Source organism: Nocardia sp. NPDC056541, assembly GCF_042794235.1.
In the GTDB taxonomy this organism is placed as follows: Bacteria; Actinomycetota; Actinomycetes; order Mycobacteriales; family Mycobacteriaceae; genus Nocardia.
Window position 1 is genome coordinate 347,977 of sequence record NZ_JBHTUD010000006.1, and the last position, 23,143, is coordinate 371,119.

A 23,143-nucleotide genomic window follows, 5' to 3' on the forward strand; every position below is an offset into this window, starting at 1 on the left:
CCTTCGGTTCAGCTGGTTACTACTCGCCGGAGGCGGCGGCCTCGGGCGCGGTGCCCTCGGCTGCGCCGGTGAGAACCACCTCGGGCTTGTCGTCGGTCGCGGAGCCCTTGGTCAGCTTCGTCTTGCCTTCGAAGGTGAACTTGGCGTCCTCGCCGAGACCCTCGCCGTTCCAGCCTTCGACGTCGACCAGAATGGTCTGGCCCGCGCCGATCTCGCCGAAGAGGATCTTCTCCGAGAGCTGGTCCTCGATCTCGCGCTGGATCGTGCGACGCAGCGGACGAGCGCCGAGGACCGGATCGAAGCCGCGCTTGGCGAGCAGGCTCTTGGCCTGTTCGGTCAGCTCCATCGCCATGTCCTTGTTCTTCAGCTGCACCGAGACGCGGGCGATCATCAGGTCCACCATCTGCACGATCTGTTCGCTCGTGAGCTGGTGGAAGACGATCACGTCGTCGATGCGGTTGAGGAACTCGGGGCGGAAGTGCTTCTTCAGCTCGTCGTTGACCTTGAGCTTCATCCGCTCGTAGTTCGAGCCCTCGGCGTTGGACTGGGTGAAGCCGAGGCCGACAGCCTTGGAGATGTCGGAGGTGCCCAGGTTCGAGGTGAAGATCAGCACGGTGTTCTTGAAGTCGACCGTACGACCCTGACCGTCGGTGAGACGGCCGTCCTCGAGCACCTGCAGGAGCGTGTTGTAGATCTCCTGGTGCGCCTTCTCGATCTCGTCGAACAGCACCACCGAGAACGGCTTGCGACGCACCTTCTCGGTGAGCTGGCCGCCCTCCTCGTAGCCCACGTACCCGGGAGGGGCACCGAACAGACGAGAAGCGGTGAAGCGGTCGTGGAACTCGCCCATGTCGATCTGGATGAGCGCGTCGTCGTCGCCGAACAGGAAGTTCGCCAGCGACTTGGCGAGCTCGGTCTTACCGACACCCGAGGGGCCGGCGAAGATGAACGAGCCCGACGGACGCTTGGGGTCCTTCAGACCGGCGCGAGTGCGGCGGATCGCCTTGGAGACGGCCTTGACGGCATCCTCCTGGCCGATGATCCGCTTGTGCAGCTCGTCTTCCATCCGGAGCAGACGGGTGGTCTCCTCCTCGGTGAGCTTGAAGACGGGGATGCCGGTCCAGTTGGCCAGCACCTCCGCGATCTGCTCGTCGTCGACCTCGGCCACGACGTCCAGATCACCGGAACGCCACTGCTTCTCGCGCTCGGCACGCTTGGCGACGAGCTGCTTCTCCTTGTCGCGCAGACGCGCGGCCTTCTCGAAGTCCTGCGCGTCGATAGCGCTTTCCTTCTCCCGGCGCGCATCGGCGATCTTGTCGTCGAAGTCGCGCAGGTCCGGCGGAGCGGTCATCCGGCGGATGCGCATGCGCGCGCCCGCTTCGTCGATCAGGTCGATCGCCTTGTCCGGCAGGAACCGGTCGTTGATGTAGCGGTCGGCCAGGGTGGCGGCGGCGACGAGCGCGCTGTCGGTGATGGAGACCCGGTGGTGCGCCTCGTAGCGGTCGCGCAGACCCTTGAGGATGTTGATGGTGTGCTCGACGGTCGGCTCGCCCACCTGCACCGGCTGGAAACGGCGTTCCAGCGCGGCGTCCTTCTCGATGTACTTGCGGTACTCGTCGAGGGTGGTGGCACCGATGGTCTGCAGCTCGCCACGGGCCAGCTTCGGCTTCAGGATCGAGGCCGCGTCGATGGCGCCTTCGGCAGCACCCGCGCCGACGAGCGTGTGCAGCTCGTCGATGAACAGGATGATGTCGCCGCGGGTGTTGATCTCCTTGAGCACCTTCTTGAGGCGCTCTTCGAAGTCACCGCGGTAGCGGCTGCCCGCGACCAGGGAGCCCAGGTCGAGGGTGTAGAGCTGCTTGTCCTTGAGGGTCTCGGGGACCTCGCCGTTGACGATGGCCTGTGCCAGGCCCTCGACGACCGCGGTCTTACCGACACCGGGCTCGCCGATCAGCACCGGGTTGTTCTTGGTGCGGCGCGAGAGCACCTGCATCACGCGCTCGATTTCCTTCGAGCGCCCGATGACGGGATCGAGCTTGCCTTCCAGGGCCGCCTGAGTGAGGTTGCGACCGAACTGGTCGAGCACCAGCGACGTGGACGGGGTGCCCGCCTCGCCGCGCGGACCGGCGCCCTCGACGGGCTCCTTGCCCTGGTACCCGGACAGCAGCTGGATGACCTGCTGACGGACACGGTTGAGGTCGGCGCCGAGCTTGACCAGCACCTGGGCCGCGACGCCCTCGCCCTCGCGGATGAGGCCGAGCAGGATGTGCTCGGTACCGATGTAGTTGTGGCCGAGCTGCAGCGCTTCGCGCAGGCTCAGCTCCAGCACCTTCTTGGCACGCGGGGTGAAGGGGATGTGACCGGACGGCGCCTGCTGGCCCTGCCCGATGATCTCCTCGACCTGGCTGCGCACACCCTCCAGCGAGATGCCAAGGGACTCCAGCGACTTCGCCGCCACGCCCTCGCCCTCGTGGATCAACCCAAGCAGGATGTGCTCGGTGCCGATGTAGTTGTGGTTGAGCATCCGGGCCTCTTCTTGGGCCAGGACAACGACACGCCTCGCGCGGTCGGTGAACCTCTCGAACATCGCTCCCTCACTCTCCTGCTCCGACATTCTGGCAACAGACGCCGCAGTATGCTCGATACAACCTAGGGCGTCGGACCGACAACTTTCGCCGTCAGCCTGCCATGAAGCCCGGGGGTTGCGGCCCCCGCCATCCACTCTAGTTGGCAGGGGATTCCGCCGCCGCCGGTCCACCCTAATGGGGACCGGCGACAACATGGTCACTCACTGACAACGCGCACGTCGCAGCATTCGTTTCCACCTCAGTTTTGCCTACAGCGAAATCGCGCCGCGCGGCTCAACCGGTGAAGGGTGGGACGAATTCGCACGCGACCGGGGCCTGCCGGGCGGGATCGAGGGCGTTGAGGACATGGCCTGCCGCGCGCGGGCTGCCCGCGATGGCCAGGTGTTCGGAGTAGTCCTGCGCGCACCCGTCCTGCACCACGATCGAGGTGGCGTTCGGGCCGGGGACCAGGCCCGATGTATGCGGAACGACCAGTTCGTCGAAGGCGGAGACGATATTGGTGTAGGTGACCCGTGCGTCGTACACACCGTCGGCGTTGAGCGCGGTCATGAAGGGCGAGCCGGTGAACATCTGCCCGCAGGCCTGGCACAGCGACGAGCTGACCGCGTCGAAGGCCGGACCAGCGCCGAGCGCCCGGCTGAAGCGGGCGATGTCGGCCGCGCCGAACGCATTGGTACCGAGCCACGGCGGCGCGATCCCGACCAGCTTGCCGACCTTGTCTGCGCCGCCCAACCGCTTGAGGTAGTAGTTGCCGACGATATTGCCCTGCGAATGGGCGATCAGGTCGACGCGCTCGGCGCCGGTGCGGGCCAGCACGCTGTCGACGAAGGCCGAGACCTCGGCGGCGCTCTGCTCGATCGGACGCATGCCGCCGATCGCCGAGACGGGCCAGGGAAGGGCGTAGGCGCCGTAGGTGAGGGAAAAGACGCAGTAGCCCTCGTTGGCCAGCAGGGGGGCATATACACCCCAGTTCGTCTGCCCTCCGCCGCCGGTGCCGTGCAGCAGGACCACCGGGTCGGGATGCTCGGGCGAGGGGACGCAGCCCGGATCGTTCGCGCCGGGTAGCGAGCCGCCCGGGTTGGTGAGCTCCGGCGCAATGCCCGCGAAGAAGTTGTAGTCGACCGGAAGGGGCTGGGCCGACGCGGTGGCGGGCAGGCAGGCGAACAGGGCCGCGGCCAGCACCAGAAGCGAACAACGTCGCATGAACGACTCCTCACTAGAACGTGTTCCACTCATCATGGAACACGTTCTAGTGATCGCGTGGCACTACCGGCCGTAAACCATCGGCACCGGTGCCGCGGCCACGTCGGTGGCCGAACTGGACTTACCCTGCTGCACGCCCGCGGCGAACAGCGCGCCGCACAGCACCAGGAACGCGGCACTGTGCAGCACCGCGCGGACGATATTCCAGCGAACCCAGGTCGCCTCGAAATCCGCACGGACGGCGGCGGTGTCGGCGATCGACGCCGGATCACCCGCCGCGGCGAGCGCGTCGTTGAGCGGCACGTTCAAGCCGGCGGTGACCGCGAACGCGATCACGTTGAGCGCCAACGCGATTCCGATCCAGATCAGTGTCGAACGCTGTTCCCTACCGAGGTGCAGCGCGGCCGCCAGCGCCGTGAAACCGACCGTGCCCATGAAGCCGAACATGAACCAGGGGTTGATGATCACGACGTTGATCTTCTGCATCACGTCGATCAGCGTGCGGTCATCGGTGCGGGCCAGCGCCGGCATCACCGAGATCGCGTAAGCGTAGAACACGCCGGCGATGAGTCCGGTACTGAGCAGGGCCAGCACCATGGTGGCCATCCGAACTGCGAACATGTGATGTCTCCTGACTCGTGGTCCGGAGCTTCGATCTCGCGCTCCGGTGATACGAGTAAGTCAACCGCCCAGACCGGATCCGCGACATAGTTCAGACGCTCACCGACCTACGCGACCGTCGCACTCACAGATCGTGGTCGGAGATCAGGCCGCTCTGCATCGCCAGCGCGGCCAATCGGGTGCGCTTCTGGTTCTGCGGCAGATTTTCCACCCCGAACTTCGCGAACAAGGCGCGCAGGTGGGTTTTGATGGCATCGATCGAGAGGAACAATTCCTCGGCGATCTGCTGGTTCGAGGCGGGCGTCGCGAATCCGGTGCCGTGTTTGTACGGACGGCACAGCGCGACCAGCACCGCGCGCTGGGTCTCGGTCAGTGAGCGCATCGTGGGGATGGACCCGGACGCGGTATGCGTCGCGTCATCCACCACACCGCCGAAATCGAAGAAATGCACGAGCGTGGTCCCGACCCGAATCCGGTCGCCGGGACTCAGCCGGCGCCGCCCGACCAGCCGCTCGCCATTGACGAAGGTGCCGTTGCGCGACAGACCGTCGTCGATGATGGTCCAGTGCGCACCGAGATGTTCGACCGCGGCGTGCAGCCGGGAAACCTCGGCGTCCCACGCGAGCACCAGGTCGGCCTGCACATTGCGCCCGATGGTGACACGCTGCTGCCCGGCCTCCAGCGCCAGTTCATGCTGCTTACCGGTGTCGTCGGTATACCGCAGGAAGGAACTCACTGCGCGACACCGCCGGATACTCGAAACACCTTGTGCACGGCCATCAGTCTACGTCCCGAGACCCCACACCCGGGACAACCCGGGCCCCTTGTTCCCCGCACCCGGCACAACCCGGGCCCTTCGTTCCCTCGTTTTCCCCGCCAACGCAACCCCGCACGCCCCGACCTCGAGGAGGGGCAGGCAGGCGCAGCCTGCCGTTCGCGGCCGTCCCGCTGTTGAGGTGCCGTTGCGTACGCGACGAAGGAGCAAGCAACGGTGCCTCAACAGCGGGACCGGCGGGGCCACGAACCACGCGGCACCCGCGCCGCCGATATCTCAGCTCTTGCCGACCTCTTTGTTGTATGCCTCGGTGATTTCCGCCGAGATACGACCGCGGGCGGAGACCTTGTGACCCTTACGGCGTGCCCATTCGCGAATTGCGGCGCTCTGTTCGCGGTCCATGGAAACACGGCTCTTGCCCTGCGGCGCGGGTGCACCGGCAGCCTTCACCCGACGACGGCCACTCACACGGCGGGCGTTGGCGACCCACTCGTCCAGGCCTTCGCGCAGGCGCGCCGCATTTGCGTCCGACAGATCGATCTCGTACGACACCCCATCGATAGCGAACTCGATGGTCTCGTCCGCGATGGACTCACCGTCGACATCGTCGATCAGGCTAACGGTGACCTTCTTTGCCATGAGATGAACGTCCTCTCGAAATCGTCAAGCCTGCCTCCAGGCCGAATACCCGAGGCAAGAATACCCCGAAATGCGAAATTTCCAACACGGGGTCTTCACCCCGTGAATTCACTGGTCAGCGACTAGTGGGTCGCACAATCGGGAACAGGATCGTTTCCCGGATTCCCGAACCCGTGAGTGCCATCAACAACCGGTCGATTCCCATACCGGTTCCGGTGGTCGGCGGCATACCGTGTTCCATCGCGGCGAGGAAGTCTTCATCGAGCACCATGGCCTCGTCATCGCCCGCCGCGGCCAACCTGGCCTGGTCGACGAAGCGTTCCCGCTGGATCACCGGGTCTACCAGTTCCGAATAGCCCGTTGCCAACTCGAAGCCGCGAACATAGAGGTCCCACTTCTCGGTGACGCCGGGCTTGCTGCGATGCTGACGGGTCAGCGGTGAAGTCTCGACCGGGAAGTCGCGAACGAAAGTCGGCGCGTAGAGCTTGTCGCCATACGCGTGTTCCCATAGTTCTTCGACCAGTTTCCCGTGACCGTAGCCCTTGTCCGAAGGAATTTCCAGACCTACCCGATCGGCGAGCGCGAGCAATTCCTCGACAGTGGTTTCCGGAGTGACCTCGACACCGATCGACTCAGACAGCGAGGGATACATCTCGACGGTGGTCCACTCGCCTCCGAGATCATATTCAGTGCCGTCGGCAAGCGTCACCAGAAGGGTGCCGAATGCCTCGCGCGCGACTTCCTGGATCAATTCCCGGGTCATCGTCGCCGAGTCGTCATAGGTGCCGTAGGCCTCGTAGGTTTCGAGCATCGCGAACTCGGGCGAATGGGTGGAGTCGGCGCCTTCGTTGCGGAAGTTCCGGTTGATCTCGAAGACCTTCTCCAGCCCGCCGACCACGCACCGCTTGAGGAACAGCTCCGGCGCGATGCGCAGGAAGAGATCCATGTCCAGCGCATTGGAATGGGTGACGAAGGGGCGCGCTGCGGCGCCACCGTGGATGGTCTGCAGCATCGGGGTCTCGACCTCGAGGAAGCCGCGGCGCTCGAGCGCGTTGCGCAGCGCACGGACCACGTTCACGCGGGTACGGGCCATTTCCCTGGCCTCCGGGCGCACGATCAGGTCGACATAGCGCTGACGGACGCGCGACTCCTCGTTCATCTCCTTGTGCGCCACCGGCAGCGGGCGCAGCGACTTGGCCGCCATCGACCAGGAATCGGCCATCACGCTCAATTCGCCGGTACGCGAGGAGATGACCTCGCCGTGCACGAACACGAAGTCACCGAGGTCGACATCGGCCTTCCACGCCGCCAGCGCGTCGGCGCCGACACCGTTGAGGCTGATCATCGCCTGCAGCTTGGTGCCGTCGCCTTCCTGCAGCGTGGCGAAGCACAGCTTGCCGGTATTACGAACGAAAATGACGCGACCCGCGATACCGGCCTGCAGACCGGTCTGAGTGTCGGCTTCCAGATCCGGGTAGGCGGCACGGATTTCGGCCAGGGTGTGGGTGCGTGGCACCACCACCGGATAGGCCTCACCACCCTCGGTGAGCAGCCGTTCGCGCTTGTCCCGGCGAATCCGCATCTGCTCGGGAACATCGATGTCCACAGCGGAAGTGGCGGCGCGGCCGGGTGCGGCGGGGTTAGGAGTGCTCACGTTCGACAACATTAGCGGCACCCCGAAATGGATTTACTCCCGCCCACAAAGAACGAGAGGCACACCCCGGCCCACACCGACCATTCCCCCGCGAGATGCAATCAACGTCACATAACTGAAACACACACCGCCCGTGACGACCTCTGATTCGCCTCGTGGACAACCGAACTCGCGGACGTCGACCCCCTACAGCGAAGCCAGCGCGTCGACCTCACGGGCGAAATGCGGGACGCCGACGCCCACGGTCAACAACCCCGCCGACTTCAACGCCTGGTATCCACCGATCACATCGGTGGCCCGGTGCAACCCCAGCTCCTGCAACGCGGCCGCCGCCAAACTCGACGTGTACCCCTCCGAGCAGAAGACGACCCATTCCACGTCGTGATCAACGGCGAGGGACAACCGAGCCGACGAGGTCGGATCCAACCGCCATTCCAGGACATTTCGCTCGATCACCAGCGCGCCGGGCAGCGAACCTTCGCGCACCCGCTGGGCGGCCGGCCGGATGTCGACCAGAATCGCGCCACGCTCGAGCGCGGCGGCCACGTCGTACACATACACCCGGTGCAATCGCGCGCGAGCGTTCTCGAGCATCTGATCAATCGTCAAACGGCTCATCACAGATCACCTTCGGGCTGGTCGGTGAGGACGGTTTTGGTTCGGCGCAACGTTCCGTGGCCGGTCACTTCGTAATACGACATCGCCGACAGCGGCGGGGAATAGGCATGCACGCTCAAGGTGGGATCGAGCGGACCGACGGATTCGGCGGCGGCGGGCGCGCGCACCACGTCGTGCACCCAGCCGATCGGGAACGACGCCTGATCACCCGCGGCGAGCGTGCGCCTGCGTAACTCCGTGCCATTCCAGCGGTATTCCGAAAGGGCGCCACTCAGCACGGTCAGGGCGCCGAGCGAACCAGCGTGATCGTGCAAATCGGTGAATTTGCCCGGCGTCCAGCTGATCAGCCAGACATCGACCTCGTCGTCGTGCGAGAGGCGGGTCGCCCAGCGCTCGTCGGCCGGCCAGATACCGTCGGCGGGCAGGAGGTGGTCGTAGCGACCGGAGAGGACGTCTTCGGCGCCTTCGTCGGTGAGTCGCAGCAGGTCAGCGGGCCGCAACCGGGTCGGCAACGCCGAGGCGATCGCCCGGTCGAGCGGGGGCGTCGCGGAGTACTCGTCGCGTGCGGACGGAAGGGAAAGGACAGAAGAACGCATGAGCGCATCTCCAGGAGGTGAGAAAACGGTCGAGGGAAAACGTCAGCCTCGAACGGTCGAGGCAGATTAGCCTCGACAACACTCCTGGGTGCTCACACGGAAGATCACGAGCGCTAGTTTAGCAGACACTACTTTTTGTTGCGCTCGTAGACATGGCGCAGGCCGGTGAGCGTGAGATGCGGGACGTGCTGGTCGATGGTTTCCGACTCCGGCACGATCAGCGGTGCGCCCGCCCCCGTCGCGACGACGGTGACATCGGTGCCCGCGAACGCGTCGAATTCGTCGCGGATGCGGTCGACCAGCCCGTCGACCAGCCCGGCGAACCCGAAGATCGCGCCGGACTGAATGCATTCCATGCTGTTCTTGCCCACCACCGAACGCGGCCGTGCCAGCTCGACGCGCCGCATCGCACTGCGTTCCACCAGCGCCTCGGCCGAGATCTCCACCCCGGGCGCGATCACGCCGCCGAGGAATTCCCCCTTGGCCGAGACCAGGTCGACGCAGATCGCAGTGCCGAAATCGACGACGATCGCGGGCCCGCCGAAACTACGGAACGCGGCAAGGCAGTTGACGATGCGGTCGGCGCCGACTTCCTTCGGATTGTCGACCAGCAACGGAATGCCTGTTCGCACACCGGGTTCCACCAGCACATGCGGCACATGGGACCAATAGCGCGCCAGCATGGCGCGCAGTTCGCGCAGCACCGGCGGCACGGTCGACAACGCCGAGACACCGGCGATCTGATCGAGATCGTCGCCGACCAGACCGCGCACCTGCATGGCGAACTCGTCCGCGGTGATCAGCGGATTGGTGTGAATCCGCCAGTGCCGCACCAGTGTCGCGTGGTCGCCACTACCGGAGAACAGGCCGAGCTCGATTCCGGTGTTGCGGACGTCGATCGTCAGCAGCATGGTCCTGGGTCCCCCGCCCGGCTCAGACGAACGACAGCGAGCGCGGCGAGGTGAGGCCGGAGCCCTCCGGTGCGTGCGCGGGATCGCTGCCCAGCTCCACCGGACGGTTGTGGTCGTCGACGAAGACCACCTTCGGGTCGTACTCGCGGACCTCGGCCTCGTCCATCTGGCCGTAGGCGATGAGGATCACCAGGTCACCGGGGTGCACGAGGTGGGCGGCGGCACCGTTGATGCCGATCACGCCCGAACCGCGCTCGCCGGCGATCACATAGGTCTCGAGGCGGGCGCCGTTGTCGATGTCGACGATGCAGACCTGCTCACCCTCGAGCAGATCGGCGGCGTCGAGCAGATCCTGGTCGACGGTCACCGACCCGACATAGTGCAGGTCGGCATGGGTCACGGTGGCACGGTGGATCTTCGACTTCATCATGGTGCGCAACATCGTCGTCGCCTTTCAGTGCGCCTGCGAGGCAGGGAGGGAGTTCGCGTCGGGATGCCCGTCGATCTGGGCGCCGAGTACTACGGGAGCGTTGTCGATCAAGCGGGTGTCGCCGACTCTGGCGGCAACCAGCAGGCGGGCGTTGCCCGCGGTGGGCGCCGGACCCAGGTTGGCATCGCGCAGTTCGAGATAGTCGACATCGAGGCCGTCCACCGCGTCGAGAACCGAGCGAGCGGTCTGGACAACCGCCTCCGCGCCGAGGCCGGCGGCGTGACGGCCCGCGGCGAGCGCGGCCGACAGCGCCAGCGCCGACTCGCGCTGGGTGGCGTCGAGGAAGCGGTTGCGCGAGGACAGGGCGAGGCCGTCGGGCTCGCGAACCGTCGGATAGGCCACGATCTTCGCGTCCATGTTCAGGTCGCGCACCATCTGCCGGATCAGCGTGAGCTGCTGGTAGTCCTTCTCACCGAAATACGCCTCGGAGGCGTGGGTGATGTTGAGCAGCTTCGCGACGACGGTGAGCATGCCCGCGAAATGCGTCGGCCTGCTGCCGCCTTCGAGCTCGGCGCCGAGTGGACCCGGCTGGACCGTGGTACGCATGCCGTCCGGGTACATATCGGAAACCGTCGGCGCGAAAACCAGATCGACGCCCTCGGTGCGGAGCAGTTCGAGGTCGGCGTCGAGAGTGCGCGGGTAGGCGTCGAGGTCTTCGTTCGCGCCGAACTGCAGCGGGTTGACGAAGATCGAGACGATCACGACCTGGTTGTTGAGCTTGGCCTGACGGATCAGCGCGAGGTGCCCCTCGTGCAGCGCGCCCATCGTCGGCACGAAACCGACCGTGCGACCGGCGCCGCGCAGGGCCTTGGCGACCGTGTCGAGCACCTCGGGGTTGTGGTGCACGGTAAGCACGCCCGCCTTGAAAGCGCCGGTCGCGCGAGCGCCACCCTGGTGGTGATGCACTTCTCGGGGTTCCATCAGTGGCCTTCCTTGGCGAGGAGCTCCAGCAGTGCCGGATCGGTGTGGGCGAGTTGGGCCGTGCGCAACGAATTGGCTCGGTAGGCCTCGGCCAAGCGGTCGTCGACCTGCTCGAGCGCGGCGAGATGGGCGGCGACGGCGTCGACATCACCGCGGGCGACCGGACCGGTGAGTGCGGCCTGGCCGCGACGCAAGGCGTTGTCGAGTGCGGCCGAGGCGAGCGGGGCGAGCAGCCGTTCGGGAAGGCCGCCGGGCTGATCGTCGACCAGCGGCTGGCCGAGCAGACCGGGGCCGGAGAGGGATTCGCGCAGGGCCGCGACGGCGTCGACGATCACCGTGACCAGGTGATTGCTGCCGTGGGCGAGGGCCGCGTGATAGAGCGAACGCTGATCTTCCTCGACGCGAACCGGTTCGCCACCCATCTCGATCACCAGCGCCTGTGCGATGGCGTACCCGACCTCGTCGGCGGCGGTGACGCCGAAACAGGCATTGGCGAGCCGGGCGATGTCCTCGTCGTGGCCGGTGAAGGTCATGGCCGGGTGGATCGCGAGGCCGAGCGCACCCTGCTTCGTCAGCGGTTCGAGAATCGCGACGCCGTTCGCGCCGGAGGTGTGCACGACAATGGTGCCGGGGCGGACCACGTTCGCACCGGCGAGGCCGCGGACCAGCCCGGCCAGTTCGGCGTCGGGCACGGCGAGCAGGAGCAGTTCACTGCGCTGGGCGATCTGTTCGATCGGCAGCACCTGGGCTTCGGGCAGCCGGGTACGGGCGCGGTGCACCGAGGCGTCGGAGATCGCGGCGACACCGAAGACCACGTGGCCGGCTCGCTCGAGCGCTACGCCGAGTGCGGAACCCACTCGTCCCGCCGAGACGATTCCCACCGTCAGTCGTGCGGGCGCTGGATCCATTCGTGCGGGCACGGAGTCGCCACTCGTGTTTGCGCCATCAGGGTTGACACTTCTCGAGGTCAACGTTGTCCTCTCGATTTGCGTTCCAGTCCCGCGGTGCGGGTACCAGACGTTCGCTTCGAGAATAGAGGGAGTTACTCGAGGACCGCCACACGCCCCCACCGTGATCTAGCGCTCACCTGGTCCGCCACTCCGTGTATTCGGGCCAGACCCAGGTGCGTGGTGACAGGTGGACGCGGCCGAGGGTTTGCCGGTGGGCGAGCCGGCTGTTGTCGGTGTTGCGACCAGCTAGGTACGCGGAGAGGCGGAGCCGGTGGACTCCGATTCGAGGTTGGCCATGATGTCTGCCACCGACAGCCGGGCGGTGCCCTCGGTTTCGGCGCGGCGGCGCCGACGAGAGCTGGTGCCCACCGAGGGAGCCTTCTCGGGGCGGGTGGCCGGGGGCTGGGCGGGCTCCGGGGTGGGCTCGGCCGTCGCTACAGGTGCCGGGACAGGTTCGGCCGCGGCGACCGGTGCCGGAGTCGGTTCGGCCGCCGCCGGGGTGGGCTCGGGGGCAGCGGCCGAGTTGCCGTTGGTGGTGGGCTCGGCCGGCAGGACCGTCTCCGTCACCTGGCGGGTGTTCGGCGAGGACAGGCGCGGCGGCGGCGTCTTTCCCGATGACGTGGTCGGTGCGGCGGGCTGCGCGGGGGCGGTCGACTGCTGGGTTTCGGCGTACTCGTCGAGCTGCACCGCCGAGGTCTCGGCGGTGACCGGGTCGTCGTACGGGTCGGCGAAATTGGCCGAAACCGGTTGCATGAAGACAGGTTTCAGTGCGCTGGGCGGTTGCTGCCACGGGCCGAACCAGGCGGCGGTGGCATCCTCGGGGCTAACGTCGAAATCGTGGTCGGGCTCGTCGAAGGCATTGAAGCCACCGGCGGGCAACGCGTCGATCCGCACGGCATCGGCCTGCAGCGCGGGTTGCTCGTCGAGCAGGGCACCGTCGAAGAGAACCTGCAGATTCTGGCGCAGCAGGGTCAGCTCGGCGCGCAGCGCGGCGATTTCGGAGGAGTCGGCGCCGACTTCGGCGCGCACCCGCGCCTCGACACCCATCTCGTACTCACGGCGCGCGTTGATCTCACGCTCGAGCTGCAACTCGTACACCGTCTGCAGATCGCGCACCTTCGCCTTGTCGACGGCCGCGTCCTTGCGGTAGCGGGTAGCCGCGAGCGCGCCGATCACCGCGGCCCACAGGGCCGCTACCAGGCCGATCCGCACGTATTGGACGTTTTCGCTGAAGATCAGGAAAACACTGGCGGTCAGACCGAGCAGGATGAGGAAACCGACGAAGAATTTTCCCGCGTCGTCCCGCCGTCGTCGGGGCGCCGTGCTGCGGGAGGGTGAAACCATGAGGGCCAGGGTAGCCGGAATCGGCTGGTCGGCCCACCAAAGGCTACGGAGATTCCATTCGCAAGTTGCTATGTAGTAGCGGGGTCGTCGGTCGGGTCCTCGGGTGCCCGGCAGCAATACTCCAGCCACAAAGCCGCAGCAACCAGGGCCGAACCGGCCAGCAGGCCGACCACCGCACCCGGCGAATCCGTAGCGGCGGCGGTGACGGTTCCGCGCTGTGGGAAAACCCACAGCAGGAAACCCAGCCACACACCCGCGGCCAGCGAACCCACCTGCAACGACGCCTTCGCCAGCGCCACACCCCTGGCCACGTTGATCGGATGCATCTGGCCCGATCCGTCGCCGATCTGCTCATCGGCGATCTTGGCCTTGATCGCGAAGCCGAGCGCCGCCTCGATCGCGGCGACCGGCAGCAGCGAGGCGCCCGCGGCCACCGAGATCGACGGGAAGCTGGAATAGGCGAACCGGGTGGCGACCCAGGCGACCGCGGCGGCCACCACCACATTCAGCGCGAGGTCGAGTACCCGGGTGGGTTTCAGCACGAGCCGGCGCTTTCCTCGCATAGCACCAGGTCGGTACGGACCACGCCGTCTTTCTCGGACTGGTCGAGTCCGGCGAGCAGCTCGGCGATCGGGCGCGCGGCCCCGTCGACGACAAGGTGCGCGGACGGCTCGACAGCCAGCCACGGGATGAGGACGAAGGCCCGGTTGTGGGCCTGCGGGTGCGGCAGGATCAGCGTCGGATCGGTGTCGCGGACGATCGCCGTGCCGGTGCTGTCGGCGCACTGGACCACGTCGACATCGAGGGTGCGCGCACCCCAGCGAACCTCGCGCACGCGGCCCGCCGCCTGCTCGAGCTCCTGACCGAAACGCAGCCAGGCGTAATCGTCGAAGGCCGGATCTTCCGCTGTGACAACAGCATTGAGGTAATCGTCTTGGTCGACGCCACCCCACGGCGCGGTCGTGTAGACCGGCGACACCGCTACAACTCGCTCCCCCAGCGCGTCGAGCACGCTGCGCAGATGCGCGAGCCGATCGCCCAGATTCGAGCCGATCGAGAGCACCGCGCGAGTCATCGGCGCGGCTCCGGGGCGTGCGTGCGATACCGGGTGGCCACCACGCGCACGTCTTCGAAGGTGTGCGGGATCGGCGCCGACGGCTTGTGCACGACCACCTCCACCGCCTCGATCCGCGGGTCGGCCATCACGTCGTCGGCGATTTCGGAGACCACTGTTTCGATCAGATCGCGCGGCGGACCGGTCACGATGCGCACGGCACGCTCGGCGAGCGCGCCGTAGTCGACGGTGTCGGCGAGGTCGTCGGACGCGGCGGCCGCGGCGAAATCGACCCATACCGTCAGATCGACGACGAATTCCTGGCCGTCACGACGCTCGAAATCGAACACTCCGTGCCTGCCGAAAGCACGCAGGCCGCGCAGCTCGATCCGCGACGAGGCGGGCCTGCCCGCGGGCGGCGGCAGCAAGGGCAAGTTCATCGGACAGCTCCTCGGAGGGTGACTCGGACGCCTGCGGCAGTTCGGGTAGCGAGGACGTTCACGGCGTGCGCCCAGCGGCCGATCGAGCGTCGGCGGCTCGACGCCAGGCATCGACGACGGCGATGGCGTCCAGGGACGCCCGGACATCGTGGACCCGCACGCCCCAAGCGCCGTGGGTGGCCGCGAGGGCAGACAGGGTGGCGGTGGCGGTTTCGCGGCCGTCGGGCGGGCGTGGGCCGGCTTCGTCGGCCAGGAGGGCGCCGAGGAAACGCTTGCGTGAGGCGCCGATCAAGATCGGGAAACCACCTGCCACCAGTTCCGGGAGAGCGGCGAGGAGTTCCCAGTTGTGCTCGGCGTTCTTGGCGAAACCGAGGCCGGGGTCGAGGATCAGCCGGTCCGGGGTGACCCCCGCGGCGACAGCCAGGTCGACCTGGGCGCAGAGTTCGGCGTTCACCTCGGCGACCACGTCGTCGTAGTGATCGGCGGGGCCGGTATGGCGGTAGTCGGCGCCCGCCCGCCAGTGCATGAGGATCCACGGCACGCCCGCTTCGGCGACGACTTTCACCATGTTCGGGTCGGCACGGCCGCCGGAGACGTCGTTCACCACCGAGACGCCCGCCTCCAGCGCGGCCTCGGCGACCTCGGCGCGCATGGTGTCGACACTGGTCGGCACCCCGGCGGCGACCAGTCCGCGGATCACCGGAGCGACCCTGGCGGCCTCGGCGGCCGGGTCGACCCGGTCGGCGCCCGGCCTGGTGGATTCACCACCCACGTCGACGATGTCGGCACCCGCTTCGTACAGCTCCACACCGTGCGCGATCGCGAGTTCGGGATCGAGGTAGCGACCACCGTCGGAGAAAGAATCAGCGGTCACGTTGACCACACCCATGACCACGCAGGAGCGGTGGTCACGGGCGGTCACCAGTGGCTGGCTCATTTGCGCAGGATCAGGTCCAGCGCCTCGGCTCGCGAGGCGGAGTCGGTTTGCAGCTGGCCGCGCACCGCCGAGGTGGTGGTGCTGGCGCCGGGCTTACGGATTCCCCTCATGGCCATGCACAGGTGCTCGGCCTCGACCACCACGATCGCGCCGCGCGGATCCAGTCGGCGCATCACCGCGTCGGCGATCTGGCTGGTCAGCCGCTCCTGCACCTGGGGGCGCTTGGCGTAGAGATCGACCACGCGCGCCAGCTTCGACAGCCCCGTCACCCGGCCGTGCGAGCCGGGGATGTAGCCGACGTGCGCGACGCCGTGGAACGAGACCAGGTGATGCTCACAGGTGGAGAACATCGGGATGTCACGAACCAGCACGAGTTCCTGGTGACCCTCGTCGAAGGTGGTCGCGAGCACCGCGTCGGGCTCGGTGTAGAGCCCGGCGAACATCTCCCGGTAAGCACGCGCCACCCGCGCGGGCGTGTCGAGCAGGCCGGGACGGTCGGGATCCTCACCGACCGCGAGCAGCAGCTCGCGCACCGCGTTCTCGGCGCGCTCCTGATCGAACGGCAAACCGGTCGCCAGCGCCGTCAGCACCGACGGACTGGTCGCACCCAGCTCACCTGCCGGATCGAGTTCCTGCTTGTTGGCCGACAACTTCTCCGCACCTCCGTGATATTTGCGGCTGGCGCCGCGGGTTCTCGGCCCTGTTCTCCGCTCAGTCCAGAGGCGGGCGGGCCGAGAACGAGAGCCGAAAGCCGGCGACCACCCGACATTCGACGGCCGAGCGTGATCCGAGAACCAGTGCCGAATGCCGGTACTTGTTCGGCATTCGACCTCCGAGCGTAGTTGGCCCCCGGTCAGTGGCGGCCGTTCGGCCCTTCCCACTCCTTGTTCTCCGGATCGGCGTCACGCACCGGCGGCTGCGGCTGGGCACCCCACGGCTGGAAACCATCGCTGGCGTGCCGCGGCTGCTGCTGCTCGGGCCTGCCCCAGGCACTGCCCTGGTCCTGCGGCGGTTGGGGCTGCTGCTGCGGCTGTTGCTGCTGCGGCTGCTGCTGCTCCTCGCGCGGCGGCCAACCCGGAGCCGACCAGCCGGCCGGTGCGCCGTAATCGGGCCGCGAACCGTGCGTGCCCGACTGCCGGGGGAACGCCTGGGTCGGCGCGGCGGGCAACGGGTAACCGGCCGCGGGCGGTGCGGGCTGGCCGTAGGGCTGACCCGGGTAGCCGTTGGGCTCCACCGGCGGTGCACCGTTGGGCACCGGCACCGGCGCGGGCTGCACCGGCGGCCACGGCTCGCCGCGCTCGACGGCCAGCTCGCCCGGCGTCTTCACCGGCGGCTTGTCCGACGGGTGCCGGTCACCGAAATCGTTGAACGCGGTGATCCGCGGACGCTTCTCCACACCGGCCAGGATCGTCTCGAGATCCTTGCGGTGCAGCGTCTCGCGCTCGAGCAGCGCGGTGGCCAACGCGTCGAGCTGCTCGCGGTATTCGCTGAGGATCGACCATGCCTCGGTGTGTGCGGCCTCGATGAGGTTGCGCACCTCCTCGTCGATCTCGCGGGCGACCTCGTGCGAGTAGTCGGCCTGCACGCCCATCGAGCGGCCGAGGAACGGGTCGCCCTGCTCCTGGCCGTAGCGCACGGCGCCGAGGCGGGCACTCATGCCGTATTCGGTGACCATCCCGCGGGCGATCTTGGTGGCCTGGTCGATATCGGAGGACGCGCCGGTGGTCGGCTCGTGGAACACCAGTTCCTCGGCGGCGCGGCCACCCATCGCGAAGACCAGCCGGGAGATCATCTCCGAGCGGGTCATCAGGCCCTTGTCGTCCTCGGGCACCGTCATGGCGTGCCCGCCGGTGCGGCCGCGGGCCAGGATGGTGACCTTGTAGACGGGCTCGATATCGGGCATCGCCCACGCCGCCAGGGTGTGACCGCCCTCGTGGTAGGCGGTGATCTTCTTCTCGTGCTCGCTGATGATGCGGCTCTTGCGGCGCGGGCCACCGATCACGCGGTCGACCGATTCCTCGAGCGATTCGCCGGTGATGACCGAACCGTTCTCGCGGGCGGTGAGCAGCGCGGCCTCGTTGATCACGTTGGCCAGATCGGCGCCGGACATGCCGACGGTGCGCTTGGCCAGACCCTCGAGGTCGGCTTCCTGCGAGATCGGCTTGCCCGCCGAGTGCACCCGCAGGATCGCGCGGCGACCGGCCAGGTCGGGGTTGCCGACCGGGATCTGCCGGTCGAACCGGCCGGGGCGCAGCAGCGCGGGGTCGAGGATGTCGGGCCGGTTGGTGGCCGCGATCAGGATGATGTTGGAGCGATCACCGAAGCCGTCCATCTCGACCAGCAGCTGGTTGAGGGTCTGCTCGCGCTCGTCGTGACCGCCGCCGAGGCCCGCACCGCGCTGGCGGCCGACCGCGTCGATCTCGTCGACGAAGATGATGCACGGGCTGTTCTGCTTGGCCTGCTCGAACAGGTCACGCACGCGGGAGGCGCCGACACCGACGAACATCTCGACGAAGTCCGAACCGGAGATGGTGAAGAACGGCACCCCGGCCTCGCCCGCGACCGCGCGGGCCAGCAGCGTCTTACCGGTTCCCGGCGGCCCGTAGAGCAGCACGCCCTTGGGGATCTTCGCGCCGAGCGCCTGGTAGCGGGCCGGATTCTGGAGGAAGTCCTTGATCTCGTAGAGCTCTTCGACGGCCTCGTCGGCCCCGGCCACGTCCTGGAACGTGGTCTTGGGCATGTCCTTGGTCAGCAGTTTGGCCTTGGACTTACCGAAGCCCATCATTCCGCCACGGCCACCGCCCTGCATGCGCGACATCACGAAGATGAACAGGCCGACCAGCAGCACCATCGGCACGATGAACAGCAGCAGCTGCGACAGCCAGCTCTCCTGCTTGACCACGGTGTCGTACGGGGCGCCGGACTTCTGCACGGCGTCGAGGACCTGCGCGGAGTTCTCCCCACCACTGGGGTACTTGGCGACGATCTTGGCGTTGTTGCTCGTGGCTTCGTTGCCGTTGTTCAGTTCGATGCGGAGCTGCTGCTCCTTGTCATCGATCTGCACGTTCTTGACGTTCGCTTTGTCCTCGAGCTGGGCCAGCGCAACGGAAGTGTCGACACTCTCCCAACCGCGCGTGTCATCGCTGAGAAAGCTGAACAGCCAGATCATGAGCATGATGCCCGAGATGATCGCCAAGGTGCGAAACACTGTCTTGCGGTTCATAGAGCGTCGGCCGGACGGCCCAGTCCTTTCCGGTTATTACTCCGGGTGTGCTTGCGAAGCGTCGAGATCGGCGGGTTTCGGATGCGGACATGCCACGTTACCGCGTACGGTCTAGTTCGATACATCGCGCAGTTCGGCTGCTGGTGCAGTTGCACTGGTAAACGGCCGGAGAACGCAAGAGGTTCCCGAACGCTCCGACCGGGTTGTGGCAAGTGGCCACAATCATGTCATGCCCGCCTTATCGTGGGCGACGACACAACTACAGCGCAGGGGGTATAGACATCGTCGAGCTACGAACACCCACAGCGATTCTGCGCCACGGCGGTGGACGGCTCGTCGTCCTCCGGCCGGGTACCGACGGCGAACGTGTTCTCGACGTTCCCATTGCCGACCTGCTCAAGGTGCGCCTCAATCGGCGCGCCGACGAAGCGGTGGTGATCGAGATCTATCTGCGCTATCCCACGGCGGTCCTCACCGGCGTTCCCGCCGACCGCACTCCCCTTCCGGTGCTCATCGCCGAGCACGACGTGCCTGCCGCCCTCGGCATCGTCGACCGGATCAACGACCAGATCATGGTGACCCAGCGCATCGACGTGGCCGCGCCGGATCTCACCCCGCCCGCTCCCGAGTGGGGCAAGTCGGGTCCCACCCGCGCCGATGTCGAGCGCGCCGTGCGCCGGATGGCGCCGCGCAAGGACGCGCGTTCGGCCGTCACCGCGCTGAACCGGTATGTCACGCCCGACGAATACGTCTTGGAAACGGCCATCGCCGTTGCCGCCCCGCCTGCGGGATCGGGCATCGGCCTGCTCGCCGCGACCACTTCCCGCGTGCTGTTCATCTCCATCGGCAGCGGCGAGCGCTATGCCTTCGAATTGGCGGTGGCCGCGATTCTCGGCGCCCGCACCGTCGAAGGCGCGCGCTCGGCGCCCGGCGAGGTGGATACGCGCCACGGCGGATCGGGCATCGATATCAACGATGGCAATCGCACGCTGCATTTCGCGGGCGTGGATCGCGCCGACACCGAACGGGTCACCTGCGCGGTGAATTTCGCCATCCGCAGGCAGGCTGCCGACGGCGCCGCCGGTCCCGCCGACCCCGGTGTCAACCAGCTCTACGCGGAATGGGAATTACTGGTCGAGCGGCATTCGCTCGGCATGGTCGACGACACGCAATTCCAGCGCTACGGCCGCGGTATCCTGCGCAGCCTGTAGTGCCGGTGGCCGGACCGAATGCTCAATTCGGTTCGGCCGCTTCGGTTTCCGCCTTCTGCTCCGGTTCGTTGAGTTCGATCCGCCGCCACGGGCTGGTGGGCCGGGTCCATAGTCGCACCAGTTCCATCCGGCGGTCGACGCCGCCGTTCTTCAGTTCGGCGAGGTCCTCGGTGGCCTGCCAGTAGGTCCAGCCGGTGAGGTAGGCGTCGCCGAACTGGCGCCAGTTGCGGTAGCGGCGCTGCGCGGGGACCAGCGCGCGCATGCAATATTCCCACGCCACGTCGGCGTCGATGTAGCCCGCGGTGAACGCCATGCGGGCCACCGCGACGACGCGGGCCAGATCCCAGGCGTGGATGTCGTTGGGTAACGGGCGCGAGAGATGGTCGGTGAAGCCGATCTTGATGGCCTGGGCCCAGATGTCGTAGTCGCGCACCAGCGCCTCGGGATTGTCCATCCCCCGAAACGAACCGACCTGCCGCAGGAACGCGCGCTGCTTGTCGGCCCGCTCACCGAAACGGTCGCGCTCGCTGGCGTTGACCGAGGCCATCACCAGCGGATGCACCAGCGAATACAACGGCGCGTGCATGCCTTCGAGCAGCTGTTCCATCGAGGCGCGGGCTTCGGTGCCGTCGGTGATGCCCCAGGCGCCGGTGAGCGTGTCGATGGCGAGTTCGCGGCGGTCGCCGAGCGGGTGTTCACGCTCGGGGCCGAGCAACATCGCGTCGTGGAAGGCGTCCCAGCGGGTGGAGTAGAAGGCGCCGAGGGCGAGCGCGCGCAGTTCGTCGTCGCTCACCCCCGCACCCGACCAGTGATCTTCTTCGCGCTCGTCCAGTTCCGGGTAGGGAAAAGTGGTCAGCGCTGGTACTCCCCTGGCAGGCATGCGGCCGAGTCTAGTGCCGTGACCGCGATCACGGGTGGCGTGCGAATCTCACGTGCATCACGAGATTTTCAGATCCCCTTATTCTTCGCCTGTCGTGTCATGCCTCACAGGTCTATGGTTCTGACATGTGTAGAAATATCACCGTCTTGCGTGGTCTGGAGCCTGCCGCCACCGAGCAGGAGATCTACGCTGCCGCCTTGCAATATGTGCGCAAAGTCGGCGGCATCTCCGGCCTGAGTAGCGCCACGAAGCCTGCGGTCGACAAGGCTGTCGCGGCCATCGCCGCGGCTACCACGGCACTGCTGGCCGAACTCCCCGATCGCCGGGTCCCGCCGCCCACCGAGCCACCGCTGCGCCGGATCGCGGCGCGCGAGAACGAGGCCAGCGAAGCACCGTAGGAATCAGCTCGATCCAGAACTGCAACGTGTTCTAATTGTCTGAGCAGGCACGCCACTTCCTCTTGGCCGCGCCGCGATAGTCGGTGAACCGAATTCAGCAGACGCACGAGGAGAACGACCAGTGAGCGAACTCGACAAAGACGTCGCGGTGATCGAAGTACACAATCCGGCCACGGGCGACCTCGTCGGCACCGTACCGGTCACCACACCGGACGACGTGGCGGCCGCAGTCCGCGAACTGCGCCTCTACCAGCCAGAATGGGAAGCGATCGGGCCGTCCGGGCGCAAGCAGTGGCTGCTGAAGATGCAGGACTGGCTGATCGACAACACCGAGCACCTGGCCGCGGTGCTGCAATCCGAGACCGCCAAGCCGCGCGTCGACGCGATCATCGATCCGGCGTTCGCGGTCGACATTCTCGGCTACTACGCGCGCCGGGCGGGCAAGTTCCTCGCCGACGAGCACCCGTCGCCGCACAGCCCGCTCGCGCGGGTGAAGTCGCTGACTGTGGCCTACCGCCCCTATCCCGTGGTCGGAGTGATCACGCCGTGGAACTTCCCGCTCGCGATGCCCGCGATCGACGTGTTCCCCGCGCTGGCGGCCGGCGCCGCGGTGATCCTCAAGCCGTCGGAGGTGACGCCCCTGTCCGCGGTGGAGCTGGCCCGCGGCTGGGCCGAGATCGGTGCGCCGCCGGTGTTCAAGGTGGTCACCGGCGCGGGCGCGACCGGCGCGGCGGTGGTCGAGAACGCCGATTACATCCAGTTCACCGGTTCCACCGCGACCGGTCGCAAGATCGCGGCCACCTGCGCGGAGCGGATGGTGCCCTACAGCCTCGAGCTCGGCGGAAAGGACCCGGCGATCGTGCTCGCCGACGCGGACCTGGACCGCGCCGCGCACGGCATCGCCTTCGGCGGCATGTTCAACGCCGGGCAGGTGTGCATCTCGGTCGAGCGGGTCTACGTGGAAGCGCCTGCCTACGACGAGTTCGTCACCAAGCTCACCGCCGCGGTCGCCGCCCTGCGTCAGGGCGCCGACGATCGCGAGTCGAAGAACGACGTCGGTGCGCTCGCCAACGAGAATCAGGTGCTGATCGTGCAGCGCCACGTCGACGAGGCGGTGGCGGCGGGCGCCCGGGTGACCACCGGCGGCAAACGCACCGGCGTCGGCACCTTCTTCGAGCCGACGGTGCTCGTGGATGTGGACCATTCGATGTCGTGCGTCGCCGAGGAGACCTTCGGCCCGACGCTGCCGGTGATGAAGGTGGCCGACGAGGCCGAGGCCATCCGGATGGCCAACGACTCGATCTACGGGCTTTCGGCGTCGGTGTGGACCGGCGACAAGGCGCGCGGCGAACGCGTGGCCAGGCAGCTGAACACAGGCGCGGTGAACATCAACGACGTGTTCTCGAACCTGTTCAATCCCGCGATGCCGATGGGCGGCTGGGGTCTGTCCGGCGTCGGCGCACGCTGGGGCGGTGCGTCGGGGCTGCGGAAATACTGTCGCGCGCAGGCGATGACGAAGCCGAAGCTGCCGACCATGGGCAAGGAATTGTTCTGGTACCCCTACGACATGAACAAGCTGGTCGTCGCGGTCGCGGCGATGCGGGCGGCCGGTGCGCGCGGGATGCGCCGAATCGACCTGCCCGCGGTGCTGCGTCTCAAGAAGAGCAAGTAGTCGATTCCGGCTGCGACA

The 23,143-nt window shown here is 67.3% G+C and carries 23 protein-coding genes; 3 read left to right on the plus strand and 20 right to left on the minus strand.

Going from position 1 to position 23,143, the window contains the following annotated elements; translation table 11 throughout:
- Window positions 1–19 precede the first annotated feature (19 nt).
- From ACFQ9R_RS13590 to ftsH, 19 genes are all read right to left on the minus strand, one after another.
- Window positions 20–2,587: an ATP-dependent Clp protease ATP-binding subunit gene (locus ACFQ9R_RS13590; protein ID WP_378990750.1), complete on the minus strand. Its 2,568-nt coding sequence runs from the start codon at window positions 2,585–2,587 to the stop codon at window positions 20–22.
- 274 nt (window positions 2,588–2,861) lie between these two features.
- The gene (locus ACFQ9R_RS13595) at window positions 2,862–3,791 is read right to left on the minus strand and encodes a lipase family alpha/beta hydrolase (RefSeq protein WP_378990751.1); all 930 of its coding nucleotides are present in this window, start codon (window positions 3,789–3,791) and stop codon (window positions 2,862–2,864) included.
- Window positions 3,792–3,854: 63 nt separating this feature from the next.
- Entirely contained in the window at window positions 3,855–4,412 is a 558-nt protein-coding gene (locus ACFQ9R_RS13600) for a DUF1772 domain-containing protein (RefSeq protein ID WP_378990752.1), read from the minus strand.
- Window positions 4,413–4,536: 124 nt separating this feature from the next.
- Window positions 4,537–5,148 carry an FHA domain-containing protein gene (locus ACFQ9R_RS13605; protein ID WP_101464728.1) on the minus strand — a complete coding sequence of 204 codons (612 nt, stop codon included), beginning with the start codon at window positions 5,146–5,148 and terminating at the stop codon, window positions 4,537–4,539.
- 315 nt (window positions 5,149–5,463) lie between these two features.
- Window positions 5,464–5,826: an Lsr2 family protein gene (locus ACFQ9R_RS13610; protein WP_067454241.1), complete on the minus strand. Its 363-nt coding sequence runs from the start codon at window positions 5,824–5,826 to the stop codon at window positions 5,464–5,466.
- Between the two features lie 115 nt (window positions 5,827–5,941).
- Window positions 5,942–7,408 carry a lysine--tRNA ligase gene (gene lysS, locus ACFQ9R_RS13615; RefSeq protein ID WP_378990810.1) on the minus strand — a complete coding sequence of 489 codons (1,467 nt, stop codon included), beginning with the start codon at window positions 7,406–7,408 and terminating at the stop codon, window positions 5,942–5,944.
- Window positions 7,409–7,666: 258 nt separating this feature from the next.
- Complete coding sequence (locus tag ACFQ9R_RS13620; RefSeq protein WP_378990753.1) at window positions 7,667–8,098, minus strand: rhodanese-like domain-containing protein; 432 nt, start codon at window positions 8,096–8,098, stop codon at window positions 7,667–7,669.
- The gene (locus ACFQ9R_RS13625) at window positions 8,098–8,694 is read right to left on the minus strand and encodes a cysteine dioxygenase family protein (RefSeq protein ID WP_364584063.1); all 597 of its coding nucleotides are present in this window, start codon (window positions 8,692–8,694) and stop codon (window positions 8,098–8,100) included. The genes ACFQ9R_RS13620 and ACFQ9R_RS13625 overlap by 1 nt, the downstream gene beginning before the upstream one ends.
- A gap of 128 nt (window positions 8,695–8,822) precedes the next feature.
- Entirely contained in the window at window positions 8,823–9,605 is a 783-nt protein-coding gene (locus ACFQ9R_RS13630) for a type III pantothenate kinase (protein WP_378990754.1), read from the minus strand.
- A gap of 22 nt (window positions 9,606–9,627) precedes the next feature.
- The gene (gene panD, locus ACFQ9R_RS13635) at window positions 9,628–10,047 is read right to left on the minus strand and encodes an aspartate 1-decarboxylase (protein WP_357370408.1); all 420 of its coding nucleotides are present in this window, start codon (window positions 10,045–10,047) and stop codon (window positions 9,628–9,630) included.
- Window positions 10,048–10,059: 12 nt separating this feature from the next.
- Window positions 10,060–11,016 carry a pantoate--beta-alanine ligase gene (gene panC / locus ACFQ9R_RS13640; protein ID WP_378990755.1) on the minus strand — a complete coding sequence of 319 codons (957 nt, stop codon included), beginning with the start codon at window positions 11,014–11,016 and terminating at the stop codon, window positions 10,060–10,062.
- On the minus strand, window positions 11,016–11,924 hold the full coding sequence (locus ACFQ9R_RS13645) for a Rossmann-like and DUF2520 domain-containing protein (RefSeq protein ID WP_378990813.1): 909 nt from the start codon (window positions 11,922–11,924) through the stop codon (window positions 11,016–11,018). Before ACFQ9R_RS13645 ends, panC begins: the two co-directional genes overlap by 1 nt.
- A 288-nt stretch (window positions 11,925–12,212) precedes the next feature.
- Entirely contained in the window at window positions 12,213–13,310 is a 1,098-nt protein-coding gene (locus ACFQ9R_RS13650; protein WP_378990756.1) for a DUF6779 domain-containing protein, read from the minus strand.
- Window positions 13,311–13,378: 68 nt separating this feature from the next.
- The gene (locus ACFQ9R_RS13655; protein WP_378990757.1) at window positions 13,379–13,852 is read right to left on the minus strand and encodes a DUF3180 domain-containing protein; all 474 of its coding nucleotides are present in this window, start codon (window positions 13,850–13,852) and stop codon (window positions 13,379–13,381) included.
- A complete protein-coding gene (gene folK, locus ACFQ9R_RS13660; RefSeq protein WP_378990758.1) occupies window positions 13,846–14,385 on the minus strand; it encodes a 2-amino-4-hydroxy-6-hydroxymethyldihydropteridine diphosphokinase in 540 nt (179 codons plus the stop codon). Before folK ends, ACFQ9R_RS13655 begins: the two co-directional genes overlap by 7 nt.
- Window positions 14,382–14,804: a dihydroneopterin aldolase gene (gene folB / locus ACFQ9R_RS13665; RefSeq protein WP_378990759.1), complete on the minus strand. Its 423-nt coding sequence runs from the start codon at window positions 14,802–14,804 to the stop codon at window positions 14,382–14,384. The genes folK and folB overlap by 4 nt, the downstream gene beginning before the upstream one ends.
- A 58-nt stretch (window positions 14,805–14,862) precedes the next feature.
- Complete coding sequence (folP, locus tag ACFQ9R_RS13670; RefSeq protein WP_378990760.1) at window positions 14,863–15,741, minus strand: dihydropteroate synthase; 879 nt, start codon at window positions 15,739–15,741, stop codon at window positions 14,863–14,865.
- Window positions 15,738–16,352, minus strand: coding sequence for a GTP cyclohydrolase I FolE (gene folE, locus ACFQ9R_RS13675; protein ID WP_378990814.1), 615 nt, complete (start codon window positions 16,350–16,352; stop codon window positions 15,738–15,740). Before folE ends, folP begins: the two co-directional genes overlap by 4 nt.
- A 242-nt stretch (window positions 16,353–16,594) precedes the next feature.
- Entirely contained in the window at window positions 16,595–18,964 is a 2,370-nt protein-coding gene (gene ftsH, locus ACFQ9R_RS13680; RefSeq protein WP_378990761.1) for an ATP-dependent zinc metalloprotease FtsH, read from the minus strand.
- A 224-nt stretch (window positions 18,965–19,188) separates the two neighbouring features.
- Between ftsH and ACFQ9R_RS13685 the strand changes: the two genes are divergently transcribed.
- Window positions 19,189–20,175, plus strand: coding sequence for a hypothetical protein (locus ACFQ9R_RS13685; RefSeq protein WP_378990762.1), 987 nt, complete (start codon window positions 19,189–19,191; stop codon window positions 20,173–20,175).
- A 22-nt stretch (window positions 20,176–20,197) separates the two neighbouring features.
- Here ACFQ9R_RS13685 and ACFQ9R_RS13690 read toward each other — a convergent pair whose 3' ends face one another.
- On the minus strand, window positions 20,198–21,055 hold the full coding sequence (locus ACFQ9R_RS13690; protein WP_062991379.1) for a DUF1266 domain-containing protein: 858 nt from the start codon (window positions 21,053–21,055) through the stop codon (window positions 20,198–20,200).
- 125 nt (window positions 21,056–21,180) lie between these two features.
- Here ACFQ9R_RS13690 and ACFQ9R_RS13695 point away from each other — a divergent pair, with 125 nt between their 5' ends.
- Together ACFQ9R_RS13695 and ACFQ9R_RS13700 are read left to right on the plus strand one after the other, a co-directional pair.
- Window positions 21,181–21,453 (plus strand): DUF2277 domain-containing protein, encoded by a 273-nt coding sequence (locus tag ACFQ9R_RS13695; RefSeq protein WP_378990763.1) that lies wholly within the window; start codon window positions 21,181–21,183, stop codon window positions 21,451–21,453.
- Between the two features lie 121 nt (window positions 21,454–21,574).
- Entirely contained in the window at window positions 21,575–23,125 is a 1,551-nt protein-coding gene (locus ACFQ9R_RS13700; RefSeq protein WP_378990764.1) for an aldehyde dehydrogenase family protein, read from the plus strand.
- Window positions 23,126–23,143: the final 18 nt, after the last annotated feature.